Genomic DNA, 16,195 nt, shown 5'->3' on the forward strand with positions numbered 1-16,195 from the left:
CGCCCTGCTCTCCCCATCGTCTTTCTGACCCGAGTCCCATGATGACCACCATTCAAAACGATGTCCGCTGTGACACCTTCGCATTTAAGGAGGTCGCCCGCGATGGGGCCGCCCGCGCCGGTGAGTTGACCCTGACGCATGGCACCGTCCAGACGCCGATTTTTATGCCGGTGGGCACCGTCGGCACCGTCAAAGCGATGCGGCCCGACGAGCTGGTCGACGAGGTCAAAGCACAGATCATCCTGGGCAACACCTACCACCTCTACCTGCGCCCGGGCCTGGAGGTGATCAAACTCCACGGCGGCCTCCACAAGATGATGGGCTGGAATCTTCCCATCCTCACCGACTCCGGCGGCTACCAGGTATTCAGCCTCAAAGAGCTGCGCAAGATCCGCGAAGAAGGTGTGGAATTTCAGGACCACATCTCGGGAGCCCGTCATCTTTTTACGCCCGAAAAGGTCATTGAAATTCAGGAGACCCTGGGCAGCGACATCATGATGGCTTTTGACGAGTGTCCGCCGGCCGGCGCTGAAGAGCGCTACATGCAGGAAAGCATGGCCCGCACCACCCGCTGGGAGAAGCGCTGCCTGGAGGCCCGCACTCGCCGCGACTGTGCGCTTTTTGGCATCGGCCAGGGGGGCACCAGCGAGCGTTTGCGTCGCCAGCATCTCGAAGAGCTCGGCGACCTCCCCTTTGAAGGCATGGCCATCGGGGGGCTGAGCGTGGGGGAGGAAACTCAGGCGATGTACGACACCGTCGAATTCACCACTCCGATGATGCCCGACCATAAGCCCAAATACCTGATGGGCGTGGGCAAGCCTCAGGATCTCGTCGAGTGCATCGCGCGGGGGGTCGATATGTTTGATTGTGTCATCCCCACCCGCAACGCACGCAACGGGCATTGCTTTACCAGCCGCGGCGATGTCGTGGTGCGCAACGCCGTGCATCGCGACGATCTTCGCCCGCTTGATCCAGACTGCGACTGCTACACCTGTCAGAACTTCTCACGCTCTTACCTGCGGCACCTGCTTAAAAGCCGGGAGATGCTCGGACCGCAGCTGTGTACCCTGCATAACCTGCGCTACTTTTTGCGCCTGGTCGGGCAAGCCCGCGAAGCGATCCTCGAGGGGCGATTTGAAGCCTTCCGAAAACGCTTCCACCAGCTGCAGGCCGAGGGGGGCTCGCGTTGATGTTGAGCCTTCCTGCGGGCGCCGCCCTGCCCGGGCGTGAGCTTGACCCGCCCTCGGAAGGCTGCTAATTCACACCGTCCTTGCGAGCTGGAGAATTTCACCCGGCGACGGGTCGGGAAATAAAACCCTCGCAGCCCGGCGCTCTGTGCACCGGCGCGAGGCGCTCGCTCTTTCAAGCTGATTTCTCTGGTCTGGAGACCGTCCACGTTATGCAAAGCCCCCACCTCTTGATCCTTGCGCAGGCGCAGGGCCAGGTCAGTCCGATGATGAACCTGGTCTTTATCGGCGTCATGGTACTGATTTTCTGGTTTATTGTGCTGCGTCCGCAGTTCAATGAAGCCAAAAAGCACCGCGAATTTGTCGGGGGACTTAAGGCCGGCGACGAAGTCGTGACCGCCGGGGGCCTCTTCGGCAAGGTGGTCAGTATCGACGGCGCAATCGCGCAGGTGGAGGTGGCCCGCGGCACCAAGGTGCGCATCGATCGCAACAAGCTGCATCCGGTCTCGGGCTCCGAAGGCGAAGCATCGAGCGATTCGTCCAAGGATAAAAAGGACGCCTGAGCGCTCCTGACCGGGCGCCCTGTAACGAGGGGTGCTCGAAGATAGATGTCGTCTGAGTCTGCGCCAGCTGTGCCGGGCTCAGCTCGCGAATTAACGATAGAGCGCCGGGCCGGGACATTCACCTCTCCCCCAGGAGAGGCCTTTGGCCCGGTGCTCGAACGGAGTTTCGGTTTTATGAAGAGCTCACTGTACCGCTGGGGACTTGTTGTCGTGGCCTTTCTGGTCGCGCTCTACGCACTGACCCCCACCATTCTCGACTGGAGCGATGGCGCTCTCGACGGCAAGCCGGCCAGCACCGATGGCGTCGCCTCGATGTTTTTAGAGGTCGACCCGACCACCGAGCAGATCACCTGGACCAACGTCCAGCCGCTGACGCTGGGCCTGGACCTTCAGGGTGGATTGCTGCTGCAGTACCACGTCTACGTCGACCGCGCGGTTCAGGACCAGCTCACGCGGATGGCCGGAGGCATCGAGGAGCGCCTGCGCGAGGTTCAACCCGATGTGCAGGTGGAGGCCACGCACCCGGACGGCGAAACCTACATCGATGTGACGTTGGGACAGGCCGACGACCGCAAGCTCTTCACCGAAGAGTTCATGTCGAACTTCCCCAGCCTCACCCGCAGCGACACCGGTAGCACTACGCTGCGTCTGCAGATGGACCCGAACTACATCGAAGAGACCAAGGAGATGGCCATCACCCAGGCCATCGAAAAGATCCGTCTGCGCATCGACGCCCTCGGCGTGGCCGAGCCCAGCGTGACCCGTCAGGGCCTGAGCGACATCGTCATTCAGCTCCCGGGCATCCGCGAGGAGAACATCGAGCGCGCCAAGGACCTTATCGGTCAGACCGCGCAGCTGCGCTTCCAGATGGTCGACGACAGCGGCACCAACCAGTTCTTCGGCCAGTTCCGCGGCCAGCTGCCCGCCGGTTTCGCCCTGCGCAGCATCGACGGCGGATACTTCTCGGTGACCCACCAGGACAAAGAAGCACTCCAGGAGTTCTTTGCCGGGCGAGTCGCCGATGACCGTGCCATTGGCTACCAGTTCCACCCGGTTTACCAGGACCGTGAGAAGAAGGTCCTCGACGAGGAGCAGTCCTACTGGAAGACCTACCTGGTCTACCGCGAGGCGGAGCTCACCGGGGAGTACATCCAGGACGCGCGCGTGGCGGTCGACCAGCAGTTCAACCGTCCCTACGTCTCGCTGACCTTCTTCCCCGAAGGCGCCAAAATCTTTGCTGAGACGACCACCGAATACACCGGCCAGCGTTTCGCCATCATGATGGACGACGAGGTCAACAGCGCTCCGGTGATCAATGAGCCCATCACCGGTGGCCGCGCCCAGATCACGCTGGGCTCGATGCAGTCCTACACCGAGGTGCAGCAAGAAGCGCAGAACCTGGTCATTGTGCTCCGTCACGGTGCCCTGCCCGCACCGATCGAGCGTCAGTTCGAGACCATCGTCGGCCCCACCCTGGGTCAGGACTCCATCGACAGCTCGATGCGCGCGCTCCTGGTGGGCAGCATCCTGGTCATCCTCTTCATGCTTATCTACTACCGCCGCAGCGGGGTCATCTCGACCATCGCGCTGACCTTGAACCTGGTGCTGATCATGGCTGGCCTGGCCTCGCTGGGCGCCACGCTGACCCTGCCCGGTATCGCCGGTATCATTCTGACGGTCGGTATGGCCGTGGACGCCAACGTCATCATCTACGAGCGCATCCGTGAAGAACTCGTGGTCAACCAAAAGCCGGTACGTGTGGCGGTGAAGGAAGGCTTCGACAAGGCCTTCTCGGCAGTCCTCGATGCGAACATCACCACTGGCATCGCCGCCCTGGTGCTCCTGCAGTACGGCACCGGACCGATCCGCGGGTTCGCCATCACGCTCCTGATCGGGATTGTCTCGACGCTCTTCACTGCGGTCTACGTGACCCGCATCCTCTTCGACGACTGGATGCAGCGCACCAAGAGCGAGAAGCTGAGCATCTAAGAGCCGCACTTTTTATCAGACGCGCGAACGCGTCGTCGGCATCGGCCCTGCGGCCGCATCCGGCGACGCCCTCGAAATAGCAGCGAGACCTTTCATGAAGATGTTGCAGATTTACCCTTACGATGCGCAGAACGACATCATCGGCAAACGCAAGATTGCCGGCATCGTCTCCCTGGTGCTCATGGTCGCCAGCCTGGTGCTCTTAGTGACGGTCGGCCCGAAGTGGGGCATCGACTTTCGCGGCGGCACCGAGCTGATCATCAAGGTCGACCCCAGCGTCACCGACGACGAGGTGCGCGAGGCCGCCGCCAGCATCGGCCTGGCCGACGCCACCGTGCAGCGCTACGGCTCCGAGGACGAGGGCCGTTTTATGGTCCAGACTCAGGAAGTTTCGGTGGTCGATGAGGTCAAGGTCGCCGAGATTCGTACCGAGTTGGAGGCGTTGGGCGACCTGGACGCTGCGCTGTGGAACGAAGAACAGCCCGACCGCATGGACCTGCGCTTCAGCCAGCTCAAAGACATCGCCCAGATCGAGCAGGCAGTGATGGCCGCCGGCCTCTCCCGCGTTACCGTGGAGGCCACCGGCCAGGAGCAGGAAGCTTTCTACACCGTGCGCTTCCAGGACCTTCAGAACATCATCCGCGAGGGGTTCGCCTCTTTCTTCGGCGATAAGTTCTCGGCCAGCGGTGGCCTGGAGCGCCTGGAGACGGTCGGTCCGCGCGCCGGTGAGCAGCTGCGTAACAGCGGCCTGGTCTCGATCATCGTGGCTCTGCTGGCGATCCTGATTTACATCTGGTTCCGCTTTGACATCCGCTACTCCCCGGGCGCGGTCGGCGCCCTGATTCACGACGTGACCATCGCGCTGGGGCTCTTCGTCATCCTGCAGATCGAGATCAGCCTGCCGATCATCGCCGCGCTGCTCACGATCGTGGGTTACTCCCTAAACGACACCATCGTTCTCTTTGACCGCATCCGTGAAGACCTCGATCGCGCCGGCACCAAGCCCCTGGTGCAGGTGGTGAACGAGGCGATGAACGAGACGCTGAGCCGCACGCTCATCACCTCGCTGACCACGTTGCTGGCCGTGATGATGATCGCCATCATCGGTACCGGTCTGATTCAGGACTTCGCCGTGGCGCTGATCATCGGCATCATCATCGGGACCTACTCCTCGGTCTTCATCGCGTCGCCGCTGATGATCAAGATGGACGGGTACCTCAAAGAGCGTCGCAAGGCTCAGGAGCTCATCGACAAGGCCAACGCTGCCGATGGTGCCGCCCAGTAACCTCGCATTAAGGCCTCCTGGCCTGTGAGGAGCACCCCTCTCTGAGAAGCCCCGTGGCAGATGCCACGGGGCTTTTCTTTTGCGCCGGGGTCCGCCCCTTTCCGGCGGTGATTCACCCTCGCGGTGAATGACGAGGGGGGTGTTCTCTGTTAGGGTAGCCGTCACCTGGCGCGCCTTTGGGGGTATCCACCCCGCGCGCCCTTTGATTGCGTAAGACGCAGGCCATCTCTCTATGGAACAGCCCCTTCCCGAATGGGTCGTCACTCGCCACCAGGACATCAGCCCGGGCGAACTGGCGCATGAGCTCGGCGTGCATCCGCTGACCGCACGCATCCTCCTGCAGCGCGGCTTCGGCGATGTGGAGCAGGCGGCACGCTTTCTCAATCCGACCCTTGGCCAGATGGCGGACCCTTTCGGCATGAAAGGGATGGAAGAGGCGGTGGTCGAAGTTCTCACGGCCATCGACCGCGGCGAACGCATCATGATTCACGGCGACTACGACGTCGACGGGGTCTGCAGCGTAGCGCTGCTCTTTCAGTTTTTGCGCCAGCTCGGCGCCCAGGTCGACTACTACGTACCCCAGCGCGACCAGGACGGTTACGGGCTCAACGCTCGCAGCGTGCGCCGCTTCGCCGACCAGGGCTACCAGCTGGTCATCACCACCGATTGCGGGGTCTCCAACGTCGAGGAGATCGCCCTGGCCCGTCAGCTCGGGCTGCGCGTGGTCGTGGTCGACCACCACACCGTGCCCGAGGTGTTGCCACCGGCCAACGCCATCCTCAACCCTCTGCAGCCCGGGTGCTCCTTTGAGTTCAAGCAGCTGGCCGCCGTCGGAGTCACCTTCTGTCTGGTAGTGGCGCTGCGCTCCACTCTGCGCGACCACGGTGTGTTTGCGCATATCCCGGAGCCCGACCTCCGCGAGTATCTGGATCTGGTCGCGCTGGGCACCGTCGCCGACGTCGTGCCCCTGATCGATCTCAACCGCATCTTTGTGCGCCACGGCCTCGACGTGCTTGCCAGCCGCCGCCGCGCCGGGATTTCGGCGTTGATGGAACGCGCCCGTGTCGAACAGGGGCCGGTATCGCCGCAGACGATCAGCTTCCGGCTGGCACCGCGCCTCAACGCCGCCGGACGCATGGGCGATGCCTCCATCTGCGTGGAGCTGCTCACCACCGAGAGTTATGGCCGGGCGATTTCCCTGGCCCGGGAGCTCGAGACCCTCAACAAGGATCGCCAGGCTCTGGAGCGCGAGCTCCTGGAGATGGCCGTGCCCCAGGCTGAACAACAAGTCGAGCGCGGCCGCCAGATGCTGGTCGTGGCCGGCGAAGGCTGGCACCGCGGAGTGCTCGGAATCGTTGCCAGCCGCCTGGTCGAGCGCTTTCACCGTCCGGTCGCGATGGTCGGCATCGACGACGACGGCATAGGCAAAGGTAGCGTGCGCAGCATTGAAGGCATCAACGTGATCGAGGTGCTGCGCTTTGCCTCCGATCTGTTAGAGACCTTCGGCGGCCACACCGCGGCCGCCGGCCTCTCGCTGCGCCAGCACAACGTCGAAGCACTGCGAGAGCGCCTCGACGAGGGCTTATGTCGCGGCCTTGAAGACCGCCTGCTTCCTCGCCCCCGCCTCACCATCGACTGCGAGGTCTGCCTCGGAGAGCTCGATGAGCGCTTCGGCAGTGACCTGCGACGACTGGGGCCCTTTGGCACCGGGAATCGCGAGCCGGTATTGCTCTGCCGCCAGAGCCAGGCCTCTCACGTGCGGGTGGTCGGCAACAACCACCTCAAGGCGAAGTTTCGCGACGGCGGAAATTCCCTCGACGGCATCGGGTTCTCTATGGCAGAGGATGCCGCGCTCTTGGACGTACCGGTGGCGGTGGCCTTCGTGCCACGCTTTGCAACCTTCCGCGGCCGCACGCGCCTGGAGATGCATCTACGAGGTCTGCGCCGTGCCGACGAGCGCTGCCCCGATCGTATTCTGACTCCCTGATTCTGCGGCGAGTGTTTCATGCCCCGATATCGACGCCCTGTTCGACGGCGAACGCCTCGTTTGGGAGCGATTGCACTTCAGATTGCGGTGCTCTCGCTAACCCTGCTGGCGCTGATCTCGTTTCGCGACGTGATCAGCAGCGGCACCACTGCATTGGTGGAGTCGCTGGCCACCGAAGACGTGCAAGTGGCTCCCCGTCTTGAGCCGACACAGTTCGAAGCCCCCTCCCCTGATAATGTCGCCCCCACCGATGCTCCCGGGTCCGACGAGGCTCCTGAAGGCGACACAAAGGCTCAGGGCAGCGAGTGATCCTGCCGCGGAAGCAATCCTATGTAGTTAAGAAACGCCCCTGCAGCGCCTGCAGGGGCGTTTTTTGTTTGAGAATCGCGTGTGCAGCCGATGCGAACGCTTTTCCCCGGCCAAAAACATGTTCGCAGCCGATGCGAACGCTTTTCCCCGGCCAAAAACACGTTCGCAGCCGATGTGAACGCTTTTCCCCGGCCAAAAACACGTTCGCAGCCGATGCGAACGCTTTTCCCCGGCCAAAAACATGTTCGCAGCCGATGCGGACGCTTTTCCCCGGCCAAAAACATGTTCGCAGCCGATGCGAACGCTTTTCCCCGGCAAAAAACCCGTTCGCAGCCGATGCGAACGCGACTTTCTGCATGAAGATCGCGTTCGCGCCCCCTGCAAACACGTTCTCCGAAACTAAAACATGGTTACGGCAGACGTTAGCGAGTTCCCCGTCTGCGAAATCACAATCGGGTCACCTGCAAACGCGTTATAGACCGGCAGGTCGCGCTCACATCGCCTGCAAGGCTCCTTTCCATCTAAAATCAACCTCACTCGCCGCCGGCCAAGCCCTTTGGGGGCGAATACGCCCACCGTCCCGGCCATCTGGACTACGTCCTCATCGTCTCTACCGCTTTTGGGTGGGCTGATCCTCATCTCTTTTATGTAATGCCATCGCCTCCCGCCACCATCCCCTCCTTGACCCTCCGCCCCCTTTCGACCACGCTCTACGGACCTTCACCATATCCCGGACCGTGGGCCCCTCTTCCCGCGGCATCGCCCTCTAAGGCCATGCCATGCGCATCTTCTCCATCTGCCTGTTGTTTCCCCTGTTCATGCTCGCGCTCGTCGCCTGTGGCGACGAAGAGCCACTGCGTGACTGCTCCGAGGATTCTCCCTGTGAACGCGGGATCTGCGCCGAGCCCGGGCACTGCGAAAACGCCCCGGCCTGCGAGTCCCCGCGTGATTGCCTCGACGGCTTTGCCTGCATCGCCGGCCAGTGCTCCCCGGATGAGACCGGCCTCTGCGAGGAGGTCACCTGCGCCCGGGGCATCTGCGATCCCGCCAGCGGCGAATGCGTCAACGACGTGATCTGCACCTCCCTGACCCAGGAGCGCGCCTGCCTCGACGACCACCTCTGTGACGAGGGGCGCTGCGTCAGCAATGAGCAGTTTTGTGCCGAGCTTGGGTGCGCTGCCAATCGTGGCGTCTGCTCCCTCGAAGAGCGTGCCTGCATCAACGCCGAGCACTGCTACAACAACGATGCCCGCTGCCTGGCCGGATTTTATTGCGCCGCAGACAACCGCTGCCAGCCCAATATCTGCGATGAAGACACGCAGGAGTGCCCCCGCGGGGTCTGTGACCCGGCATCGGGAGAGTGCGTCAGCGCCGATCGCTGTGAGCACCAGGAGGAGTGCCTGGATGGCCTCTGGTGTATCGCGCGCGCCTGTGAAGTTCCGGCCGACGCCTGCGAGGTCTGCCCGGGTAATCAGAGCTGTGATGTGGCGCCAAACACCAACGAGGTGCGCTGTCTGGAGAATCCCCTCGGCTGCCAGCGCTCCACCGATTGCCTGGACACGCGACGCTGCCTCGCCGGCAAATGCACCACCGTCGAGCACTGTTACGACGATACCCTGGAGCCCAATAACACGGCAGAAAGCGCCACTGACCTTAACGCGTGGTTCCAACACGATCCGACGCCTGTGCCGGCCACGATCTGCGCCGAAGATGTGGATCGATTCGCCTACAACCTTCAAGGCCAGGGGCTGATCCGGGGCGTAGCCGTCTTTGAAGTGCGGCTGCACGAAGAAGACATTGGCGCCGGGGTGCTCGATGTCGCGCTCCTCGACCCCGCGGGCAACGAGGTCGCCCGCGCCCCGACCAGCCCCCACGGAGCACTACGCCTGGAGCATCTGGTACTAGCCCACCAGCTTGGCGTCTACAGCGTAGATGTACGACTGAGCGACCAGGGCGACTCGCCGGCCGCCGGGCTGCGCTACTCGGTTGCTGCGCGCTTTGTCGAAGAGACGGCTGCCACGCTCTGCACCGATGCCCCCACGCTCGAGCCCGGAACCCACCGCAGCGATACCACCAACGGTGTGCTCGGAGCACTTGCCGGCGATTGCCTCGACTCTAACGCTCCGGCCCGGGCCTTTCGCTTTGTGGTAGAAGAGACCAGCAGGGTGCGCTTGAGCCTGCGCCTGGTGGGGGGCGCGGCGCTGGGCATCGTCTTGCGGCGATCGTGTGATGCACCAGATGGCGCGCTGGCCTGCGCCTTGCCACATGAGGTTGTAGCCGGCCAGGCGCTCGAGGCCGTGCTGCGCAAGGGAGAGTATTACGCGCTCGTCCAGGGCCAGAGCGCCTCCGAGCGTGGCGCCTTCGATCTCTCCCTTTCCATCGACCCGCTTAGCTGCTCGCCGGGCCAGAGTCGCTGCCTGACCCAGGAGCAATCGGAGGTATGTCTGCCCGACGGCAGCGGCTTTGCCCCTCAGAGCTGCGACGAGGGCTGCGCCGCCGAGACCGGCGCGTGCACACGGACGCCCGGCGACACCTGCGTCAACGCCATCGACGCGAGCGCTGGATATCTGGGAGAAATCAGCTGGCGCGACCTGAGTGCCGACTACGACCCCGGGCCCGGCGCCTGTGTCCCGAATAACAGCCAGTCTCAGGCCACGGCCTACTCCGACGCCGTCTACAGCGTCACCCTGCAGCCGGGCCAGGCCGTCGAAGGCTGGCTCAGTAGCGACGTGGCCCAGACTTCGATCTACATCCTGGAGAACTGCCAGCAACCACAGACCTCCTGCCTGGCCGGCGCCAACGCCCACGCGCCGGCGGATCATCAACGCTTTGAGCAGACCGCCGTCTACATCAACACCTCCACGGCCCCGCAGACGGTGTACGTCGTCGCCGACAGCGGCGTCGCCCTGATCGCCGAGGAGCCCCGGTTGCGCATCCTTGCCGGAGACATCATCTGCGATCCCGGCCATATCCGCTGCTCTGGCGATGGGCTGGAGGTCTGCGCACCCTCGGGGACAGGCTTTCTACCAGAGCGCTCCTGCCCCTATGGTTGCGAGACGCTCAACGAGGGCGCTAGCTGTGCTCCGGCGCAAAATCAGGAATGCAAAGGCGCCTACGACCTGCGTCAGGGCGCCTTTGAGGGACGTATCGACGACTACGGGACGCTCTCGACAGTCGACGGGTGCTCGCCAGAGGTCTCCGGGGCCGACGCCCTCTTCTTTGTCGACCTTCAAAGCGGCGATGTACTGGACCTAACCCTTAACGCAAACTTTGCGGCGGCGCTCGACGTCGCCACCCAATGCGATGACTTCGCCGCCAGCTGCGAAGCCACCCAGAACAATACGGCGGCCGGCGAACAAACCCTGCGTTTTGTTGCACCGGCGCCGGCGCGCTACTTCGTACGGGTCGCCGCGCTCAACGAAGCCCCGGCGCCCGAAGGCTCCTTTGTGCTGGAGGCCCGGGTGCTGGAGCCCCTCTGCGTGCCCGGCCAGGTCGCCGGCTGCGCAAGCGCCGGGGAGCTGGCCTATTGCGATCGCTACGGCCAGCCTCAGACCGCCACCTGTGCCGGCGGCTGCGTGGCAGGCGCCTGCGCCGAACCCGCCGGAGATATCTGCGCGGATGCGCGCCAGATCGCCGCCGGAGAGCCCGTGCGGGGCGACTTCCGTGGCACCAACACCATCGCCCCCGGAGAAGGCCTGGCGGGCGGCTGCGATTTCAACGCTGCCGGCGCTGGCCCCGAGACGATCTTTGCCATCGACGTCCCCGCCGGCCAGCGCCTGGACGTCGAGGTAAGCGCGGAAAACTCCTTCGCAATCGCCTACATCCTTGGTGAATGCGGAGACGCCGACAGCTGCCTCAATGCATCGCGGCAAGGACGAGAACATCGCCTCTGGCACGTCGCCGGCCAACAAGACGAGCGCGTGTACATCGTCGTCGACCGTGTCGTCGGAGCTCCGAGTTCCTCAGAGTTTGAGCTGGTCACCTCGCTTCAGAGCCCCGGCTGCGCCACCGGCACGCTGACCTGCCTGGACGCCTCGAACCTGGGCGTCTGCAATCAGGAGGGCTTCTATGAGCCCTACCTCTGCGACGGGGGGTGTCATGATGCGCGTTGCAGCACTCCCCGGGGCGATATCTGTGAAGACGCCCCCCTCTTGCAGAGTGGTGAGCGGGTCAGCGGCTCCTGGAGCGGCAGCGAGAGTCTCAACCCGGACACCGGCTGTGCTCTCACCGCCGCCGAGGCCCCCGGGGTAGACACCGTGTACGCCGTGGACTTGCAGGCCGGAGACGTACTGCACGCTACACTGGACACCACCGCCTCCACCGCCCTGCTCTATGTCATCGGCGGCTGCGATGCCCGGAACAACTGCCTGGCCCAGGCGGCATCGGGAGCCTCCGAACTCTACTACGTCGCCCAGGCCGCCGAACGCGTGCACGTCGTCGTCGATCGCAGCGTAGCCGGCCCCCTGACCCAGACCTTTGAACTCCAAGTACGGGTCGCCCCCCAGAGCTGTTCGCCGGGGGAGCGCACCTGCATGCCGGACCAGGTGAGCCTGGGCTACTGCAACGACTACGGCCTCTTTGAGGAGTATCGCTGTAGCGTGGGCTGCAACCAGGACCGCTGTCAGCTGCCCTCCGGCACCTCATGCTTCGAGCCAGCAACGCTAAACGCCGGAGAGCTTGCCAGCGGCAATCTCGTCGGCACGAGCAGCTTCGATCTAAGCAGCACTCCCTCGGCGGCCTGCGCCGCCAACGGCCTCTCCCAGACCTCCCCCGGGCCGGATCGCTTCTGGGAAGTGTCGCTTCGTCAGGGCGATGCGCTCACGGCCTACTTTAAGAGCCCCGAAGCCGACGCCACGCTCTACTTTCTGGAGGACTGCCGCAGCCCACAGGATTGCGTGGCGGCCAGCCAGACCCGGGGGCGCAGTGGAGAGCTGCGATTTGTGGCCGAAGAGGACCGCACGCTGATCATGGCCCTTGATCGCACGTCAAACTACTCCCTGAGTCAGGTGCCCTATGAGTTTTTCTACACCGTGGAGCACGAACCCTGCTCTCCGGGAGAGCTCCGCTGCACCGGCGACGATGTCCTCAGCTACTGCGACGCCGATACCCTTCAGCTGCGCTCCATCGGCTGCCCGGGCGGCTGCCTCAATGGCGCCTGCACCACCCCGAGAGGCGATGTCTGCCACGATCCCATCGTCATCAGCGCCAACACCACCCTCAACGGCGACTTCACCGGAAGCAACCACCTGGAGGCCGCCCCCCAGGCTCAGGAAGAGTGCGCCGTTCGGACTGCAACCTCGGGACGAGACACGATCTTCGCCATCGACCTGCAGGCCGAACAGGTACTCCAGGCGCGCCTGACAACATCGGCCTACGCCCCGACCCTGATGCTCTTGGAAAGCTGTGACGCACACGCCGCAGGCTGCCTGGCCTTTGAGTCAGGAGCCGACGTCCGGGTCGACTTCGTGGCGCCGCAGGCCGGGCGCTACTTCCTGGCGGTCGACCGCACCACCTCCTCCACATCATCCGCGCCTTTCGGCCTGGAGGTCGCCGTCCATGAGCAGGAGTGCACCCCCGGGGAACAAACCTGCTCCGATGACGCGACCGAACTCCGCCGCTGCACGCCCTACGGACGCTGGGAGAGCCTCCCCTGCTCCGGCGGCTGCGCACAAAACGCCTGCCAGAACCCCGACGGCCTGAGCTGCGCCGAAGCCATAGCGCTGAACCACGGCGACCAGGTCAGCGCCACCTTCCAGGGAAACTCGTCGCTCAGTCCGACCGCCAACAGCGCCTGCGACTTTAGCTCCTTCAACTCCCCGCTCGGCCCGGAGGCGATCTACGCCGTGGACCTCAACGCCGACCAGTGGCTGCGCGCCACGCTGGACACCCCCTACGCTCAGGCCTGGCTCTATGTGCTCGGCGACTGCTTTGATGCTCAGAGTTGCCTGGCCAGCCGCGCCACCACCACGACCAACACACTGGACTTCCAGGCGCCGACCACCGGCACCTACTTTGTGGTCGTAGACAGCCGCTACGCCTCCGCTCAGGGGGAACCCTTCACCCTGGGCGTTGAGATCCAGTCTCCAGGGAGCTGCGTGCCAGGAACCACGTCCTGCTCGGCCGACGCTCAGGACCTGGCCATCTGCGTGGAGCCGGGAGTCTACGACTACCGCCCCTGTGAGGGGGGCTGCCAGGATGGGGCCTGCGTCATCCCCGGAGGAAGTCACTGTGGAGACCTCATCGACGCCTCCGCCGGCGGCACCTTCCAGGGCGGCTGGTCCGGAACCCTGGGCTTGAACGTCGATCCCGAGCAGCTCGGCGACTGCGACTTTAACGGGCACCTGCCCCGCGGGCATCACACCCTCTACCACGTCTCGTTGCAGGCCGGGCAGGTGCTGCGCGCTCGTCTCAACAGCTCCTCGACCTACTACTCAGGCCTGATGTACCTCCTCGCTAGCTGCGGCCAGATGGACAGCTGCCTGCAAGCGCAACCGACTCGCTACGAGGACGAACTCTTCTATGTCGCCCCCCAGGCGATGGACGCCGTGCTGGTCGTCGACTCCACCAGCACCTTCCCCACATCGACAACCTACCAGCTCAACGTAGCGATGGAGTTCCCCGAATGCGCCTACGGCGCTCGTCGCTGCGACGGCGCCCGCCAGCGCGTGGAGTACTGCAACGCATTCGGCGTCTGGGAGTCCTTTGCCTGCCAGAGCGACTGCGAGGCCGGCTTCTGCACCGAGCCCACCGCCAACACCTGCCTGGACGCCTACCGACTGAGCCCCGGCGACGAGTTCTCCGGCGAATTTGCGTCGTTCAGCAAGGAACTCTCGCTACGGGATGCAGCCTGCACCTACGGTCAACGATTGGGATCGCCGGGCAAAGACACCGTCTTCGCCCTCGATCTCCACGCCGGTGACATTCTGGAGGCCCGGGTGAGCACCTCGGCCAACGATATCAGCCTTTTCCTGCTTTCCGACTGCCAGGCTTCCGTCGATGAGTCCTGTGTCGCCGGCTACCTCGACACCACCGCCGAGGAGTTCTTCATCCCGGCCACCGGCACCTACTACTTGGTCATTGTCAGCCCCTTGGGATGGAACCCCTACAGCTTCACCTTGAGCACTCGCCTGCTACGCGGCGGGGGCATCTGCCAGCCCGGCCAGCCTTACTGTCAGGGCGACGAACAAACCCTGGCCTGGTGCAACGCCTCCGGCACCCAGGTCGATACCCTGATGAGCTGCGAGTACGGCTGCCAGCGCGATCGCTGCGCGGCGCCTCCGGAGAGTGAGCTCAACGACACCTGCCCGCAGGCCATGCTCATCGAACAGTCCCAGCGCGTAAGCGACACCCTGGGGCGCTTCTCCAACACGATCACCCTCCCCTCCACCGCGTGCACCGGGCGCAGCACCTCCGGGGCCGACGCGATCTACGCTGTCCCCCTGGAGGCCGGCCAGGTGCTGCGCGTCTCCAGCGTCACCTCCTCCTCCGGAGTTCTGCTCTACCTCCTGGAAGACTGCGCAGACGCCGAGGCCAGCTGCCTGGCTGCCAGCACTTACGGCGCCTACGGCACCCTGGAGTACGCCGCCGACACCGATAAAACCCTCTACCTGGTGGTGGACTCCCCCTACACACACAACACACTCTACACCCTGGACTTTGAACTGGGCCCGACCGAATGCGTCCCCGGCCAAAACCTCTGCCAGGACGACTTCACCCTCCTGGAATGCGATAATCTCGGGCGCATCGTGCCCCGACAGTGTTACTTCGGTTGCGAAGAGGAGGGCTGCATTCCGCCCCCCAACAACACGTGTGAGGACGCCATCGATGCCAGCCTGGGCCTCGCCTTCCAGGCAGATCTCGGCGCCTACACTCCCCTCTACGCCCCGGACACCCTGAGCTGCACCGGCAACGCCGAACTCGGGCCGGAGGCCCTCTTCTTTGTCGACGTCGAGGCCTACGAACGCATCACCTTCACCCTGACCTCCGAGGCTACCGGCGCCTCACTCTGGATCGGCCAGGGCTGCGGCGACGCCGGCTCCTGTGTGGCCGGCCAGCGGGGAGCGCTCCCCGGCGAACTCCAGGAGCTGGTGTTTGTGCCCGAACAAGCCGGGCGATACTACCTCTTTGCCGACGCTGGAGATGAAGGGGCCACCGGAGCATTCCAGGTCGACGTCTGGGTCGACGCCCCTCTCTGCGAGCACGGCCAGACCTCCTGCATGGACGCGCAGACCCTGGGCGTATGCGCCGCCGACCGCGCCAGCTACGAGCCCTACCCCTGCCATGGCTCGTGCGTGGTCGGAGCCTGCACAGAGCCTCGTGGCGATCGCTGCGAAGACCTCATCGCGGTCGATGCCAGCGGCACCTTCCAGGGGGATCTGAGCGCGCTAACCCCGCGCATCGATCTGGGCTACCCCAGCTGCACCGGCTTTGATACCCCCGGCCCCGATGCGCTCTACGAGGTCAGCCTGGAGGCCGGTCAACGCCTCGACGCGACTGTGCGAAACATCGACGGCGGACAAAACGACCTCTCGCTCTACGTGCTCCAAACCTGTGCCCTGGTTTCGAGCTGTCTGGCCGGTACCGACACCTTTGGAACAGTCAGCGAGTCGATCGGCTTTGTGGCGCCCGACGCCGGATCCTATGTGATCGTGGTCGACAGCTACACCACCGAAGACGCAGGCCCCTATGAACTCTCCCTGAACATCACCGACTGACGCCTTCTCAAACAACGACGTGCTTTTCCTCGCCGACGGCCACCCTGGACCGTCGGCTTTTTTCTTGCGTTCCAGAAAACGGAATCTGGAACGTCAAAATTACAGAATTCATGTAAAAATACGCTATTCCTGCAATCTCCTTGACATTAAATTTGCGCTTC

The 16,195-nt window shown here is 64.1% G+C and carries 7 protein-coding genes; all 7 read left to right on the forward strand.

Translation table 11 applies throughout. From position 1 onward, the window contains the following. The first annotated feature begins 41 nt into the window (after positions 1-41). The 7 genes from tgt to DL240_RS05750 all read left to right on the forward strand — a co-directional run bounded on the left by tgt (position 42) and on the right by DL240_RS05750 (position 16,034). Entirely contained in the window at positions 42-1,190 is a 1,149-nt protein-coding gene (gene tgt / locus DL240_RS05720; RefSeq protein ID WP_199589751.1) for a tRNA guanosine(34) transglycosylase Tgt, read from the forward strand. Between the two features lie 209 nt (positions 1,191-1,399). Beyond that, positions 1,400-1,750: a preprotein translocase subunit YajC gene (gene yajC, locus DL240_RS05725; protein ID WP_111728916.1), complete on the forward strand. Its 351-nt coding sequence runs from the start codon at positions 1,400-1,402 to the stop codon at positions 1,748-1,750. A 174-nt stretch (positions 1,751-1,924) separates the two neighbouring features. Further along, on the forward strand, positions 1,925-3,739 hold the full coding sequence (secD, locus tag DL240_RS05730) for a protein translocase subunit SecD (protein ID WP_158542377.1): 1,815 nt from the start codon (positions 1,925-1,927) through the stop codon (positions 3,737-3,739). Positions 3,740-3,833: 94 nt separating this feature from the next. After that, a complete protein-coding gene (gene secF, locus DL240_RS05735) occupies positions 3,834-5,024 on the forward strand; it encodes a protein translocase subunit SecF (RefSeq protein WP_111728918.1) in 1,191 nt (396 codons plus the stop codon). 232 nt (positions 5,025-5,256) lie between these two features. Then, positions 5,257-7,011 carry a single-stranded-DNA-specific exonuclease RecJ gene (gene recJ, locus DL240_RS05740; RefSeq protein ID WP_111728919.1) on the forward strand — a complete coding sequence of 585 codons (1,755 nt, stop codon included), beginning with the start codon at positions 5,257-5,259 and terminating at the stop codon, positions 7,009-7,011. A gap of 60 nt (positions 7,012-7,071) precedes the next feature. Then, the gene (locus tag DL240_RS05745) at positions 7,072-7,320 is read left to right on the forward strand and encodes a hypothetical protein (protein WP_111728920.1); all 249 of its coding nucleotides are present in this window, start codon (positions 7,072-7,074) and stop codon (positions 7,318-7,320) included. A gap of 779 nt (positions 7,321-8,099) precedes the next feature. Then, on the forward strand, positions 8,100-16,034 hold the full coding sequence (locus tag DL240_RS05750) for a PPC domain-containing protein (protein WP_111728921.1): 7,935 nt from the start codon (positions 8,100-8,102) through the stop codon (positions 16,032-16,034). Positions 16,035-16,195: the final 161 nt, after the last annotated feature.

Source organism: Lujinxingia litoralis (genome assembly GCF_003260125.1).
Lineage (GTDB): Bacteria > Myxococcota_A > Bradymonadia > Bradymonadales > Bradymonadaceae > Lujinxingia > Lujinxingia litoralis.

What these genes read in the sequence shown, in the direction of transcription:
- tgt (WP_199589751.1), top strand. Translation starts at nt 42, where the DNA reads ATGACCACCATTCAAAACGATGTCCGCTGTGACACCTTCGCATTTAAG.
- secD (WP_158542377.1), top strand. Translation starts at nt 1,925, where the DNA reads ATGAAGAGCTCACTGTACCGCTGGGGACTTGTTGTCGTGGCCTTTCTG.
- DL240_RS05750 (WP_111728921.1), top strand. Translation starts at nt 8,100, where the DNA reads ATGCGCATCTTCTCCATCTGCCTGTTGTTTCCCCTGTTCATGCTCGCG.
- yajC (WP_111728916.1), top strand. Translation starts at nt 1,400, where the DNA reads ATGCAAAGCCCCCACCTCTTGATCCTTGCGCAGGCGCAGGGCCAGGTC.
- secF (WP_111728918.1), top strand. Translation starts at nt 3,834, where the DNA reads ATGAAGATGTTGCAGATTTACCCTTACGATGCGCAGAACGACATCATC.
- recJ (WP_111728919.1), top strand. Translation starts at nt 5,257, where the DNA reads ATGGAACAGCCCCTTCCCGAATGGGTCGTCACTCGCCACCAGGACATC.